The following is a 12069-nucleotide window of genomic DNA, read 5'->3' as shown; positions in this document are numbered from 1 at the left end:
CTCACCCGATCGAACCGACCACGCCTTCGATGAGGTAGTTCATCTTGTCGAGGAAGGGGTCGTACAACCCATAGGGCTTGTCGATCACGACCTTGCCGGTGTTGCTCTTGATCGGACCGACGAAGATGGGCTTGCCGGCCTTCAGGTCGGCGATCGCGGCGGTGGCGGCATTGCGCGCCTTCTCGCTCGCGCCGGCGCCGAAGGGCGTGCTCATCACCATGTCCTTGTCGTAGCCGCCGAAGTAGGTGTTGGGCAGCTTCTCGCCCTTGGCGATGGAGGCGGCGAACGACTTGTAGACCGTCTCCCACTTGTTCTCGGCCCCGGTGATGAAGCCCTTGGGCGCGAGTGCCGCCTGCGAGGCGTTGTGGCCCAGCGTCTTCACGCCCAGGCGCTCGGCGGCTTCGATGATGACCTTGGGGCTGTCGACGTGGCAGGCGATCACGTCGCAGCCGGTGGCGGCGAGCGAGTTGGTCGCTTCGGCCTCGCGCACGGGCATCGACCAGTCGCCGGTGAAGACGAGCTGCACCGTCGCATTCGGGTTGACCTTGCGCACGCCGAGCGTGAAGGCGTTGATGTTGCGCAGCACAATCGCGATGGGCTTGGCGGCGATGAAGCCGATCTTGTTGCCCTTGGTCGACAGGCCGGCGGCGATGCCGTTCACGTAGTGCGCCTGGTCGAGGAAGCAGAAGTAGCCGCCGAGGTTCATCGGGTGCTTGTCGGCGCTCCACAGCGAGGTGGGGTGGCGGAACTCGTTCTTGGGGTACTTCTTCGCCATCTCGATCATGAAGGGGTCGAAGTAGCCGAACGAAGTACCGAAGACGAGCGAGGCGCCGTCGCTCTGCACCATGGCCTCGAGCGTCTTGCGCACGGCCACCGTCTCGGGCACGTTTTCTTCTTCCACGACCTTCACGCCGGGCACGGCCTTCAAGGCCTTGGCCGCGACGGCGTGCGCCTGGTTCCAGCCGTAGTCGTCGCGCGGGCCGACGTAGATCAGGCCGACGGTGACGTTCTTCTGCGCGAGCGCGCGGCGGGGTGCCGCAGCGGCGAGCGCGGCGCCGGCAAGGGCGGATTGAATGAGGCGGCGGCGGTTGAGATGGGCGAGCGACATGGCGAGGTCTCCTGGACGGTGGGGGCGGCGAAGCGGCCTGTGTGCAAACCGCGTGCCCGTCTCTGCCGGGAGCCGCTCAGCGCTTCTTCGTCGTCTTGCGCGCCATCGGTGCCACCGCCGGGCGGGCGGCCTCGGCATAGCGCGCGAGGATCTGCCCCAGGTCATCCCCCTGCCGCGAGGCCTCGGCGTGCAGCGCACGCTGCTCCACGCTGTCGAGGTGGTGCGACATGAGCTTGCGCGCGCTTCGCTCGTCGCCACGGCGCAATGCGGCGATCAGCTCGCGGTGCTCGGCGATGGCGCAGTCGGCGGTGTGCGGCCGGCCGTAGATCGCGAGGATCAGCGAGCAGCGCGACACCACCTCGTCCACATAACGCTCCAGCAGCGCGTTGCCGGCCATGTGCGCCAGCAGCTGGTGGAACTCGCCCGCGAGCCGCGCCGACACGGCCGGCACCTGCTGCTTGGCGGCCTGCTCCTCCTGCCGCACATGGCCCTCGAGCGCCGCGCCGAAGGCGGGCTCCCAGCGGGCGATGACGAGCCGCACGACCTCGGCCTCCAGGCAGCGGCGCAGCTCGAACACGCTGCGCGCCTCTTCGATGCTCGGCTGCGCCACGGTGGCCGTGCGCTTCAGCTGCGAGACGACGAGCCCCTCGCCGACCAGGCGCGCGAGCGCGGCGCGGATCAGCGTGCGGCTCATGCCGAAGTGGGTGCCCAGGCTGTCTTCCGGCAGCTTGGTGCCGGGGGTGAGGGCCCCTTCGATGATGGCTTGCTTGAGGGCCGTGTAGGCCGCGTCGGACTTGTCGGAGGGCAGCATGGGCCGCATTCTACGTATACGCCTTTGGTATACGAAGTGGTGCGTGCCGCCCCTTTTTTGCTCAGGAAATTTCCAGGGATGCACCAAAGGCGCCCTCGCGTTCGGGCCAGAATATTGCTGAATCAGGTATACAAGAATATTACGATCAAGTCGACCAAGAGGAAACACCCCATGTCAGAACACATCGTCGCCATGCAGCTCAACCCGCAGCAGCTCGAGCTGCTCCAGCGTGCGATGGCCCGCACCGGCGATGCCGATCTTTCCGCCCTGGCCCGCCGTGCGCTGCGCGAGCTCGACGCGCCCGCCCCGGCACGCGCCGCGCCCTTCTCGCCGCAGCTCGACGGCCTGTCAACCACCCGCGAGATCCTGTGGGAGCACGTGATGGCGCCCGGCACCGGCAAGGCGGTGGAGATGAAGGCAGGGCAGGTCCTGCGCATCCAGCAGGTCGAAGGCGGCCAGTGCGTCGACTTCAACTGCTTCAACCTGCACGACTACCGCGAGTTCATGCACTGCGGGCGCATCCGCACGCTGCACGGGCTGAACCCGGGGCCGGGCGACTTCCTCTGGTCGGCGCCGCCGCGCGAGCGGGCGATGATGCTGATCCTCGAAGACACGGTGCGCTGCAACGACGTGATGTTCCCGCGCTGCAGCCACAACCTCTACGAGTCGGTGTACGGCTACCGCGAGCACACCAACTGCCACGACATCCAGGCCGAGGCGCAGCGCGAATACGGCCTCACGCCGGATGACGTGCACGACTCGTTCAACCTCTTCATGTGCACCGAGGTGCGCGAAGGCCGCGGGCAGATCCGCCGCCAGCAATCGAAGGCGGGCGACTTCGTCGAGTTCCTGTCGCTGATGGACGTGCTGGCCGTGCCCAACGTCTGCGGCGCCGACATCATGCGCACCAGCAACTTCGCGCTGAAGCCGGTGAAGCTGCAGGTGTTCAGCGCCTCCGAGCGCGACCTCGCCCACGTGCCGCCGCTGCCGCGCTACGCGAGCCAGAAGACGCCGGCCGACTTCCGCCAGCCGCACATCCGCGCCGAGCGCGAACTCAAGCGTGATCCGGGCTACCAGCCGCAGTTCACCAACGTGCCGCTCAGCCTGCGCACCTGGCCGATCACCCTCGGCGCCGACGACCATGCACGCCTCAAGTCCACCGGCCTCGAGGTGTATTACGGCGACCGCGACGGCGACGCGCTGCGCGACGTGCTCTTCAGCTGGTGGGAGCGGCAGTTTCTTGCGGGTTGACCCGGGGGGCGCCAGTGGGGGCTCACTGGCTAGGATGGGTCCCATGCGCCAAGACACCCTGTGCTTCCGCCCCGCCACCGTGGCCGACGCCGCGCTGCTCGGGCGCCTGAACCACCAGCTGATCCGCGACGAAGGCCACCGCAACCCGATGGGCGTCGACGCGCTGGTGGAGCGCATGCGGGCGTGGCTGTCCGACGATGGCTACGAGGCCCTGCTCGCCTTCGACGGCGACGACCTGGTGGCCTACGTGCTGTGGCGCGACGAGCCCGACTGCGTCTACCTGCGACAGATCTTCGTGCAGCGTGAGCACCGTCGCCAGGGCGTGGCGCGCCACCTGATGCTGAGCGTGTTCGAGCGCTGGCCCGACAAGCGGCTCACCGTCGACGTGCTGGCCGGCAACGCCCGTGCGCTCGCCTTCTGGCGCCGCATGGGCTACCGCGACTACGCGGTGATGCTGGAGCGGCTGCCACCGGGCGACGACGACGGCTAGGGCCTGTTAACACTAAAAGGGCAGTCGCGCTGAAGCCTGAAGGCGTGCACGGCAAGGCGCAGGCGAGGCCGTGTGCCTGTGGCACACAACGAGCCTGCAACGCCGCCGCGCGCGCCTTCAGGCTTCAGCCCTGCGGGTGATCTCATCGAAAGCCCGCCCTCAGCGTTGCAAATGCTCGCTGTAGCCACAGCTACAGCTGCGCTTTGCGCCTCGATGGCGGGCTTTTGATGAGTCACGCGACTGCCCTTTTAGTGTTAACAGGCCCTAAGCCGTCGCCGCCTGCCCGAGCGCCGAGCGCACCGCGCGGGCCAGCTCGACCAGCCGGTAGGGCTTGGCCAGCAGCAGCACGCCGGGGTCGAGCCGGCCGTGGTGGACGATGGCGTTTTCGGTGTAGCCCGAGGTGTAGAGCACACGCAGCGCCGGCCGCAGCTTGCGCGCCGCATCGGCCAGCGCCCGGCCGTTCATGCCGCCGGGCATCACCACATCGGTGAAGAGCAGGTCCACGCTCTCGGTCTGCTCGATGAAGGCAAGGGCGTCGGCACCGTTGTCCATGTCGATCACGCGGTAGCCCAGCGAGCGCAGCTGCTGGCAGGCGTAGCGGCGCACCATGTCGTCGTCTTCCACCACGAGGATGGTCTCCTTGCCGCCGGTGGGCATCACCCGCTCATGCGCTTCGGGCACGCTCGCCTGGGTGTAGAGCGCCCGCGGCAGGTAGAGCTTGACGGCAGTGCCGTGGCCCTTCTCGGAATAGATGTTGATGTGCCCGGCCGACTGCTTGACGAAGCCGTAGACCATCGCGAGGCCAAGCCCGGTGCCCTTGCCCTTTTCCTTGGTGGTGAAGAAGGGCTGGAAGACGAGCGGTCGAGGTGCTCGGGCGAGATGCCCTGGCCGGTGTCCGACACGGCGAGCATCACGTACTGCCCGGGCTTCACTTCGGGGTGGGTGTCGGCATAGGCCTGGTCGAGCACGGTGTTGGCCGTCTCGATGGTCAGGCGCCCGCCCTTGGGCATGGCATCGCGGGCGTTCAGGCACAGGTTGAGCAGGGCGTTTTCGAGCTGGCCCTGGTCGACCATCGCCTGCCACAGGCCGGCGGCGCGGATCAGCTCGATCTCGATGTGCTCGCCGAGCGTGCGGCGCAGCATCGAGTCCATCTGCGCGATGAGCTGGTTGACGTCGAGCGGCTTGGGGCTCAGCGCCTGTTTCCGCGCGAAGGCCAGCAGCTGCTGCGTGAGTGCGGCGCCGCGCTGCGCGGCGCCGACGATCATCTCGGCGAGCAGGCGCTGGTCGGCACTCTCGGGCTTGTCGCCGGCCTGCTCGACCAGCAGCTCGGCATTGCCCATCACCACCGTCAGCAGGTTGTTGAAGTCGTGGGCCACCCCGCCGGTGAGCTGGCCCACGGCTTCGAGCCGCTGCGATTGCATCAGCCGGGCGTTGAGCTTGGTGATGTCGTCGTGCTGGTGCTGCAGCGACTCGGCGGCCTGGTTGAGCCGGGTCATCAGCTCGCCCAGCTCGCCGCGCGGCAGGGGCGGTGCGATGCGTGCGCTGAGGTCGCCTTCGGCGAGCTGGCGTGCCATGCGCGTGCTGCGCACGATCTGCCGGCGCAGCACGATCTCGGCAAAGAACCACATCGCCAGGAAGAAGAGCGCCGCGAGCCCGGCCAGCAGCGCGAGGTCTTCGCCGAATCGCCGGTTGGCGGTGGCCAGCAGGCTGCTCCGGGGCGCACCGGCCGCCACGCGCAGGCCGGCCTCCTGCAGCGCACTGCCGTCGGCCAGGGCCCACACGTGGGTGCTGCCGCCGGGGTCCGCCATCTCGCCGCTGGCGGCACCGGGGCGCTGCAGGGCAAACTGGTGCAACGCCGAGCCGGTGAGCGACGGGCTCTCCGACGGCGCCGCATCGGGGCCGTGCGAGCGCGCATAGACCGTGCCCTTGCGGTCGAACAGCACGAGGCCGGCACCCGGCAAGGGCGGGGCATCCCCCTCGAAGAGCTTCTGCAGGTTGAGCGACGCCAGCAGCACGAACTGCAGCTCGCCCTCGGCCGAGCGCACCGGGTAGGCGATCTGCAGGACGCCGATGCCGGTCAGCCGGCCGAAGACGGGCTCCAGCACCACCTTCTTGGGGTCGCGCGAGGCGAGCGCAGCCTTGAAGTAGCTGCGGTCGCGCAGGTCGAGTTCGCGGCCGGTGCGCAGCGAGTCACAGAAGAGCCGGCCGTCGGGCCGGATGGTGAGGATGCCGGTGTACTGCGGGTAGGCCTCGCGCACGTTGGAGAGAAAGGCCGAACAGGCGTCACGGTCGTCGGTCTGGAGGTCGCGTGCCCGGCCCAGGCCGTAGAGCAGCTGGGCCGTGCCCTGCACACGGTCGAGCAGCGTCTCGCTGCGCCGCTGCGCGAAGGCGACGAGCACGGTGGTGTCGGCTTCGATGGCGCGTTCACGGTCATGGATGAAGCGCACCAGCGCGAGCAGGGCCGGCACGGCAGTGGCCAACAGCGTGAGCAGCAACAGCCGCATTCGGATGCTCATCGGTGACCTCGCTGCCTTGCTGTTGTTGTCTTGCCCTTGCTGCCGGTTCGCGCAGTTGGCCGCTGCTATGCTGCACCGACGCTGATGCATCGCACGCGCACGGTTTCGGTGGCCGCGGCATCATAAGCCGCAGCACACTCCGCCCTGCACGCTCACAGGTCTGGAGAGGCCTCTCACATGCCCGATGGACGACTGTTGATCCTCGATGACGATCCCGCGATCGGCCAGATCCTGCAGATGGCCGCCAAGAGCGCGGGTGTCGAGGCCCACTGGTGCGAACACGTCCACACCTTCTTCGCCACCCTGGGCCACTGGCAGCCCACGCACGTGGCGATCGACCTGCTGATGCCCGACATGTCGGGCCAGGAGGTGCTGCGCCGGCTGGCCGAATCGGGCTGCCGCGCGAAGGTGATCGTCTCCAGTGGCCTGGGCGCCGGCGAACTGGCCGACGCCCTCAACGAAGCGCGCTCGCTCGGCCTTCAGACGGCCGGTGTGCTGCAAAAGCCGTTTTCGCTGGCGGCGGTGCGCGCCCTGCTGGCCTCGCCAGCCTGAGCCGGGGCGGCCCCGCTCAGCCGCCGAGCAGCGCGTCTCGCAGCAGGTTGTCGGCCGGGGACGGGCCGACCCAGATCTTCAGGATCATCGTGAAGAACTCGGCGTCGCCCACCGGCTCGCCCTGAGGCTTGCCGTTGATGAAGAACTGCGTGCCCTTGCCCGGCACGAACTCCATCGCGAACGAGTCGCCCGCCACCAGCTTGGGCTTGCCCGAGAAGACTTCGATCAGGCGCGTGGAGGCCAGCGCATGCTTGGTCATCAGGTCCTTCGACGAGTTCTCGCCCATGACCTTGAGGAAGAGGCGACCGAGTTCGGTTCCCGGCAGCTCGCGCAATGCCACGAAACCGATCCGCTTCGGCCCCGGCAGCGCCAGCAGGTCGTCGACCTTGTCCACTTTCTTGGTCGTGTACAGCGCCATGTCGTAGACCTTGAACACCGCACGTTGACGCGTGCCGGCCCCGTTGAGGATGAGCGGGGTGCCCGCGACGACGGTGGTCGCCTCGAATTTCGTGGATGTCGTCTGCGCCTGTGCGGCGCCAAGCGCGAGCGCCAGGCAGGTGAGGCAAGCCACAAGCGGACGGGCAAGAACGCAACGCATGGAAACTCCGGCTTTCGAGTTGTCGGTATGGGCGGGATTATTCCCCCCCCCACCGAAGCGCGCGGCTCCCGGGAAACCCGGCGCGAGGCTCAGGCTACGTGCGACATCGTGCGATGTGCGCGCGGTTCTGCTGCACGCACCAGCAGTGCGTCGGGCGGTGTCACGTGTTGCCGCTCGATCAGCACCGAGTCGCCGAACTCATGTGTGCGATAGCCGTGCGCCGTGAGCGCTTCGTCCACCTGCTGCAGCCTCGGCGCGCAGGCGAAGGCATGCAGCAAGCCGTGGTGGCTGGAGCCCGGCTCGTGTGTGCCGGTCACGATGGCGTCGACGACCCGCAGCCAGCCGAAGTCCTGCGGTCCCAGGCGCTGCGTGGCCACGCCCACGCCGGCCTGCAGGCGGCCGCGTCGCGCGGCGTGTTCGAGGGCCCGCGTGACGGTGGTGCCGAGTGCGATGACGCGACCCTGCGCCGCCTGCGTGCGCTCGATCGCCTGCACGGTGGCGGCGGGCAGGTGGTAGGGCTCGTCGAATGGCAGGCGTGCGTCGAGGGCGGGGTCGCCGGTCGACGACAGGCCGGCCGCGTGCGTCAGCGTGGCGAAACCGACGCCACGCTCGCGCAGCGTTCGCAAGAGGCCCCAGTCGAGCAGGAACCCGGCTGACGGCGGCTCGAAGGCCACCGGCAGCGCGGCCACGCTCGTCCACACGTCCCACAGCGCGAGCGGCTGCGGCAGATGAGCGTATTGCACCGGCTTGCCATGGCGGGCGAGGCCAGCCCAGATGGCGTCGGGCGTGCCCGCGAAGCGCAGCGCGACGAGGCGCGGGTGGTCGAGCGTGCGCAGCACCTGCGCCTGCAGCGGGCCGAGGGCCAGGCCGTCGCCGGGCTTGAGCGGCGGCGGCAGCGGGCGGTGTTCGGTGAGAGTGCGGTGGTCGCCGTCACCGAAGACGACCGCGGTGAACTCGCGCACGTCGTCGACCGCCAGCGAGCGGCGGCCGGCGAGGCGCACTTCGATCGTCTCTCCGCTCGGCAGGTGCCGTCCGTGCAGGCTCGCGGGCAGGGTGGCGGCGTCGTTGGCGATGAGCAGATCGCCCGCGCGCAGGAAGCGGGGCAGCTCGGTGCGCGGCGCGTGGTGCAGCCGGCCGTGGGCGTCAACGACCAGCAGACGCGCGTCGCGCGGGCGTTGCACCGGGGTGGAGGCGGCTTTCATGCGGGCTCCTTCGTGACGAGGTGGTGCAGGATCTCGCGTGCCGCATCGGCGGGTCGCTTGAGCGTGGCGGGATCGGCGCCGGGCACGGCGAGGGCGTGCAGCGGGGTGTCCATGTCGCCCGGGTCGAGCGCGATCACGCGCACACCGTGCTCGCGCAGCTCTTCGTGCCAGATGCGGCTCAGCTGCGTGAGCGCGGCCTTGCTCGCGCCATAGGCGCCCCAGCCGGGGTAGGGCGTGGCGGCGGCGTCGCTCGTGATGTTGATGATCGTGGCCGGCCGACCGTCGCGCGCCGAGGCGCGCAGCGCGCCCAGCAGCGCCTTGGTCAGGCGGAAGGGGCCGAGCAGGTTGGCGGCGAGGGCGGCCTCGAGGTCTTCGCACGCGGTGTCGGCGAGCAGTGCCAGCGGCACCGGGCCGAGGTGCGACGCGTTGTTGATGAGCACGTCGAGCCCGCCGAGCGCGGCGGTGACCTGCAGCGCGAGCGGGTAGATGTCGGCCTTCTTCGCGATGTCGCCGACGAGGCCGTGCGTGCCCGGCAGGCTGCGTGCGACCTCGGCCACACGCTCGGGTGTGCGGGCGATGAAGGCGACCTGCGCGCCGGCCGCATGCAGCTGGCGCACGAGGGCGAGGCCGAGGCCCGAGGTGCCGCCGGTGACGGCGACGCGCAGGTCATGGAGAGAGGGGTTCATGGCGGCTTTCAGGGTGTCGATGGCGGCACGATAGGCAGCGAGGCCTCGCACGACGAGCAGCGTGTCCATCCGATTGGCAAGCCGGCCTGCAAATGGACAATGCGGCCCACCATGCCCGCCGACGACCCGTCTTCGATCCCTGCCCACCTCGCGCGCAACCTCGTCGCGCTGCGCCACACCCGCTCGCTGACGCAGGAGCAGCTGGCCCGATCGGCCGCGGTGCCGCGTTCGACGATTGCCAACCTGGAGTCGGGTGAAGGCAACCCGTCGCTCGCGGTGCTCGTGAAGGTGGCCGGTGCCCTGGGCGTGCCGATCGACGAGCTGCTGGCCTCGCCGCGGGCGCTGGTGCGGCACTGGTCGGCCAGCGAGGTGGCGAAGCGGCAGAAGGGGCGCGGCGTCACCATCCGCGAACTGGTGCCCGAGCCAGTGCCCGACGAGATGATGGAGGTGATGGACTTCGCCCCCGGCGCCGTGATGGCCGGCACGCCGCACCTGCCGGGCACACGCGAGTTCTTCACCTGCCTGCACGGCCGGGTGGTGATCAGCGTGGCCGGCGAACGCTACCCGCTGGACGCCGGCGAGGTGCTGGCCTTTCCCGGCAACCTGCCGCACTCGTACCAGAACGCCGATGCACTGGTGGCGGCGCAGGGGGTGTCCGTCGTGGTGCTGGCCAAAGCCGGCGTTTAGCCGGTTTTCGCGCAGCCCTGTTGTCATTGCGGATTAGCGCGCGCCGCCTATCCTCGCGTCCCCACTCACAACTCCAAGAGGGACTCACCATGACGTTTGCTGGATTGCTTCGCCGCGGCATCGCGGCACTTGCCGGGGCCTTGCTGCTCTCGACCGCCTCCCACGCCGGTGCGCCACAGGTCAAGACCCAGGCGCCGGGCTGGTACCGCATGATGCTGGGCGACATCGAGGTCACCGCCCTGCTCGACGGCGTGATCAACCTCGAGCCGCACAAGCTGCTCACCAACACCAAGCCCAAGGACGTGAGCGCGCTGCTCGCCAAGTCCTTCCTGAGCGACTCGGTGCCGACCTCGGTCAACGCCTACCTCATCAACACCGGCAGCAAGCTGGTGCTGATCGACGCCGGCGCGGCCACGCTCTTCGGCCCCGGGCTCGACCAGCTGCACGCGAACCTCAAGGCCTCGGGCTACCAGCCGGAGCAGGTCGACGTGGTGCTCATCACCCACATGCACGGCGACCACATCGGCGGTCTCATCCAGGGCGGCAAGATCGCCTTCCCCAACGCCACCGTGATGGCCGACCAGCACGACGCCGACTTCTGGCTCAGCGCCGAAAACCTCGCCAAGGCGCCCGAGGGCATGAAGATGTTCTTCCAGGGTGCGCAGATGACGCTCGGCCCCTACGTCAGCGCCGGCAAGTTCAAGCCCTTCGAGGGCAACACCGAGATCGTGCCGGGCGTGAAGGCGATCGCCGCCCACGGCCACACACCGGGGCATGCGGTGTACAGCGTCGAGTCCCAGGGCCAGAAGCTGGTGCTGTGGGGCGATCTGATGCACGTGGCGGCAGTGCAATTCCCGAAGCCCGAGGTCACCATCCAGTTCGACACCGACTCGAAGGCGGCCTATGCGCAGCGCAAGAAGGCGTTTGCCGATGCGGCCAAGGGCGGCTACTGGGTCGCCAGCGCGCACCTGCCCTTCCCCGGCATCGGCCACCTGCGCGCCGACGGCAAGGGCTACGTGTTCGTGCCCGCGCACTACACGCCGATCAAGTGACCGCCCCTCGTCCGGCGGGTACACCGGCCGATCCCCCGAGGGGATGCGGGCCGGCTTGGGAGCGGCCCGGCGCTCGGCCCGCCTCGAGAACCCCCGTCGACTCAGGGCGATAGCCGCGCCAGCCCCGGCAGCAGCTGGAAGCTGGTGTCGCGCAAGGTCTCGACGAAGGCCCGCACGTAGGGCCGCTGCGACAGGCCGGCCTGGTGGGCCGCGTGCAGGCGCGACATCAAGCCACGTTTGCCCACCGGGCGGGTGCTGACGTAGCCGCGGTCCACGTAAGGTTGCACGCTCCAGCTCGGCAGCACCGCGATGCCACGCCGGCTGGCCACGAGTTGCAGGATGGCCACCGTCAGCTCCGAGGTGCGGCGCGGCGGGTTCACGCCGGCGGGACCGAGCACCCGCATGATGTCGAGCAGGCCGTCGGGCACCGGGTAGTGGATCAACGTCTCTCCCGCGAAGTCTTTCGGCGTGAGGTGCGCGCGCGAGGTGAGGCGGTGGTCGTTGGCCATCACCGCGACCATCGGGTACTGGAAGAGCGGCACGAACTCGATGCCGGCGCTCTCGTCCACCTCGGAGGTGATCGCGAGTTCGGCGCGGTCGCTCACGACCAGCCCCACCGGGTCGGCGTGGAAGCCCGAGACGATGTCCAACTCCACCTCGGGCCAGTGCGGGCGGAAGGCGTCCATCGCCGGCATCAGCCAGTCGAAGCAGGTGTGGCACTCCACCGCGATGCGCAGCGGCCCCGCGCTGCCGCCGGCCATGTTGGCAAGGTCGCGCTCGGCCGCCTGCACCGCATCCATCACCTGCAGCCCCAGCTGCGCCAGGCGCAGCCCCGCGGGTGTGAGCCGCACCGGCTGCGTGCGTCGCTCCAGCAGCTCGAGTTCATAAACACCTTCCAGCAGCTTGAGCTGGTGCGACAGCGCCGACTGCGTGAGGTGCAGCCGCTCGGCGGCGGCGCTCAAGGAGGGTGCTTCCATCAGCACGGCGAGGGTGCGAAGGTGGCGCAGTTCGAGGGGTGTGGGCATGGGTATGAATCTTATTCAAGCGTTCGGTGAAATTCTTTCGCTTGAATCATAGAGCCCGCGTTCCTAGCATCCGGACTCTTTGGATTCCACG

The 12069-nt window shown here is 69.2% G+C and carries 12 protein-coding genes; 5 read left to right on the top strand and 7 right to left on the bottom strand.

What is annotated here, in order from left to right; genetic code table 11:
- Nucleotide 1: 1 nt before the first annotated feature.
- Together LRS03_RS19385 and LRS03_RS19380 are read right to left on the bottom strand one after the other, a co-directional pair.
- Nucleotides 2-1108: a BMP family ABC transporter substrate-binding protein gene (locus tag LRS03_RS19385; RefSeq protein WP_257827573.1), complete on the bottom strand. Its 1107-nt coding sequence runs from the start codon at nt 1106-1108 to the stop codon at nt 2-4.
- A gap of 76 nt (nt 1109-1184) precedes the next feature.
- Nucleotides 1185-1919: a GntR family transcriptional regulator gene (locus LRS03_RS19380; protein ID WP_257827571.1), complete on the bottom strand. Its 735-nt coding sequence runs from the start codon at nt 1917-1919 to the stop codon at nt 1185-1187.
- 171 nt (nt 1920-2090) lie between these two features.
- On the opposite strand from LRS03_RS19380, the gene LRS03_RS19375 reads away from it, so the two are divergent.
- Together LRS03_RS19375 and LRS03_RS19370 are read left to right on the top strand one after the other, a co-directional pair.
- Entirely contained in the window at nt 2091-3170 is a 1080-nt protein-coding gene (locus tag LRS03_RS19375; protein ID WP_257827570.1) for an urea carboxylase-associated family protein, read from the top strand.
- 43 nt (nt 3171-3213) lie between these two features.
- Nucleotides 3214-3660, top strand: a complete 447-nt coding sequence (locus tag LRS03_RS19370) for a GNAT family N-acetyltransferase (protein ID WP_257827568.1) — start codon at nt 3214-3216, stop codon at nt 3658-3660.
- 264 nt (nt 3661-3924) lie between these two features.
- On the opposite strand, the gene LRS03_RS27085 is transcribed toward LRS03_RS19370, so the two are convergent.
- Nucleotides 3925-5286, bottom strand: coding sequence for a response regulator (locus LRS03_RS27085; protein WP_489739930.1), 1362 nt, complete (start codon nt 5284-5286; stop codon nt 3925-3927).
- Nucleotides 5287-6353: 1067 nt separating this feature from the next.
- Between LRS03_RS27085 and LRS03_RS19355 the strand changes: the two genes are divergently transcribed.
- Entirely contained in the window at nt 6354-6728 is a 375-nt protein-coding gene (locus LRS03_RS19355) for a response regulator (protein ID WP_257827564.1), read from the top strand.
- Between the two features lie 16 nt (nt 6729-6744).
- On the opposite strand, the gene LRS03_RS19350 is transcribed toward LRS03_RS19355, so the two are convergent.
- From LRS03_RS19350 to LRS03_RS19340, 3 genes are all read right to left on the bottom strand, one after another.
- Nucleotides 6745-7326: a chalcone isomerase family protein gene (locus LRS03_RS19350; RefSeq protein ID WP_257827562.1), complete on the bottom strand. Its 582-nt coding sequence runs from the start codon at nt 7324-7326 to the stop codon at nt 6745-6747.
- Between the two features lie 89 nt (nt 7327-7415).
- Nucleotides 7416-8528: an S-adenosylmethionine:tRNA ribosyltransferase-isomerase gene (locus LRS03_RS19345; RefSeq protein ID WP_257827560.1), complete on the bottom strand. Its 1113-nt coding sequence runs from the start codon at nt 8526-8528 to the stop codon at nt 7416-7418.
- The gene (locus tag LRS03_RS19340; RefSeq protein ID WP_257827559.1) at nt 8525-9283 is read right to left on the bottom strand and encodes an SDR family NAD(P)-dependent oxidoreductase; all 759 of its coding nucleotides are present in this window, start codon (nt 9281-9283) and stop codon (nt 8525-8527) included. The genes LRS03_RS19345 and LRS03_RS19340 overlap by 4 nt, the downstream gene beginning before the upstream one ends.
- 42 nt (nt 9284-9325) lie before the next feature.
- On the opposite strand from LRS03_RS19340, the gene LRS03_RS19335 reads away from it, so the two are divergent.
- Together LRS03_RS19335 and LRS03_RS19330 are read left to right on the top strand one after the other, a co-directional pair.
- Entirely contained in the window at nt 9326-9901 is a 576-nt protein-coding gene (locus tag LRS03_RS19335) for a helix-turn-helix domain-containing protein (protein WP_257827558.1), read from the top strand.
- Nucleotides 9902-9990: 89 nt separating this feature from the next.
- Complete coding sequence (locus LRS03_RS19330) at nt 9991-10953, top strand: MBL fold metallo-hydrolase (RefSeq protein WP_257827557.1); 963 nt, start codon at nt 9991-9993, stop codon at nt 10951-10953.
- Between the two features lie 101 nt (nt 10954-11054).
- Here the strand turns inward: LRS03_RS19330 and LRS03_RS19325 are convergent, their stop codons facing one another.
- Nucleotides 11055-11978 (bottom strand): LysR family transcriptional regulator, encoded by a 924-nt coding sequence (locus LRS03_RS19325; RefSeq protein ID WP_257827556.1) that lies wholly within the window; start codon nt 11976-11978, stop codon nt 11055-11057.
- Between the last annotated feature and the right edge of the window lie 91 nt (nt 11979-12069).

Source organism: Rhizobacter sp. J219, from assembly GCF_024700055.1.
GTDB lineage: Bacteria > Pseudomonadota > Gammaproteobacteria > Burkholderiales > Burkholderiaceae_C > Rhizobacter.
This window is presented reverse-complemented; position numbering and strand designations above follow the sequence as displayed.

What these genes read in the sequence shown, in the direction of transcription:
- LRS03_RS19385 (WP_257827573.1), bottom strand. Translation starts at nt 1,108, where the DNA reads ATGTCGCTCGCCCATCTCAACCGCCGCCGCCTCATTCAATCCGCCCTT.
- LRS03_RS19380 (WP_257827571.1), bottom strand. Translation starts at nt 1,919, where the DNA reads ATGCTGCCCTCCGACAAGTCCGACGCGGCCTACACGGCCCTCAAGCAA.
- LRS03_RS19375 (WP_257827570.1), top strand. Translation starts at nt 2,091, where the DNA reads ATGTCAGAACACATCGTCGCCATGCAGCTCAACCCGCAGCAGCTCGAG.
- LRS03_RS19370 (WP_257827568.1), top strand. Translation starts at nt 3,214, where the DNA reads ATGCGCCAAGACACCCTGTGCTTCCGCCCCGCCACCGTGGCCGACGCC.
- LRS03_RS19355 (WP_257827564.1), top strand. Translation starts at nt 6,354, where the DNA reads ATGCCCGATGGACGACTGTTGATCCTCGATGACGATCCCGCGATCGGC.
- LRS03_RS19350 (WP_257827562.1), bottom strand. Translation starts at nt 7,326, where the DNA reads ATGCGTTGCGTTCTTGCCCGTCCGCTTGTGGCTTGCCTCACCTGCCTG.
- LRS03_RS19345 (WP_257827560.1), bottom strand. Translation starts at nt 8,528, where the DNA reads ATGAAAGCCGCCTCCACCCCGGTGCAACGCCCGCGCGACGCGCGTCTG.
- LRS03_RS19340 (WP_257827559.1), bottom strand. Translation starts at nt 9,283, where the DNA reads ATGGACACGCTGCTCGTCGTGCGAGGCCTCGCTGCCTATCGTGCCGCC.
- LRS03_RS19335 (WP_257827558.1), top strand. Translation starts at nt 9,326, where the DNA reads ATGCCCGCCGACGACCCGTCTTCGATCCCTGCCCACCTCGCGCGCAAC.
- LRS03_RS19330 (WP_257827557.1), top strand. Translation starts at nt 9,991, where the DNA reads ATGACGTTTGCTGGATTGCTTCGCCGCGGCATCGCGGCACTTGCCGGG.
- LRS03_RS19325 (WP_257827556.1), bottom strand. Translation starts at nt 11,978, where the DNA reads ATGCCCACACCCCTCGAACTGCGCCACCTTCGCACCCTCGCCGTGCTG.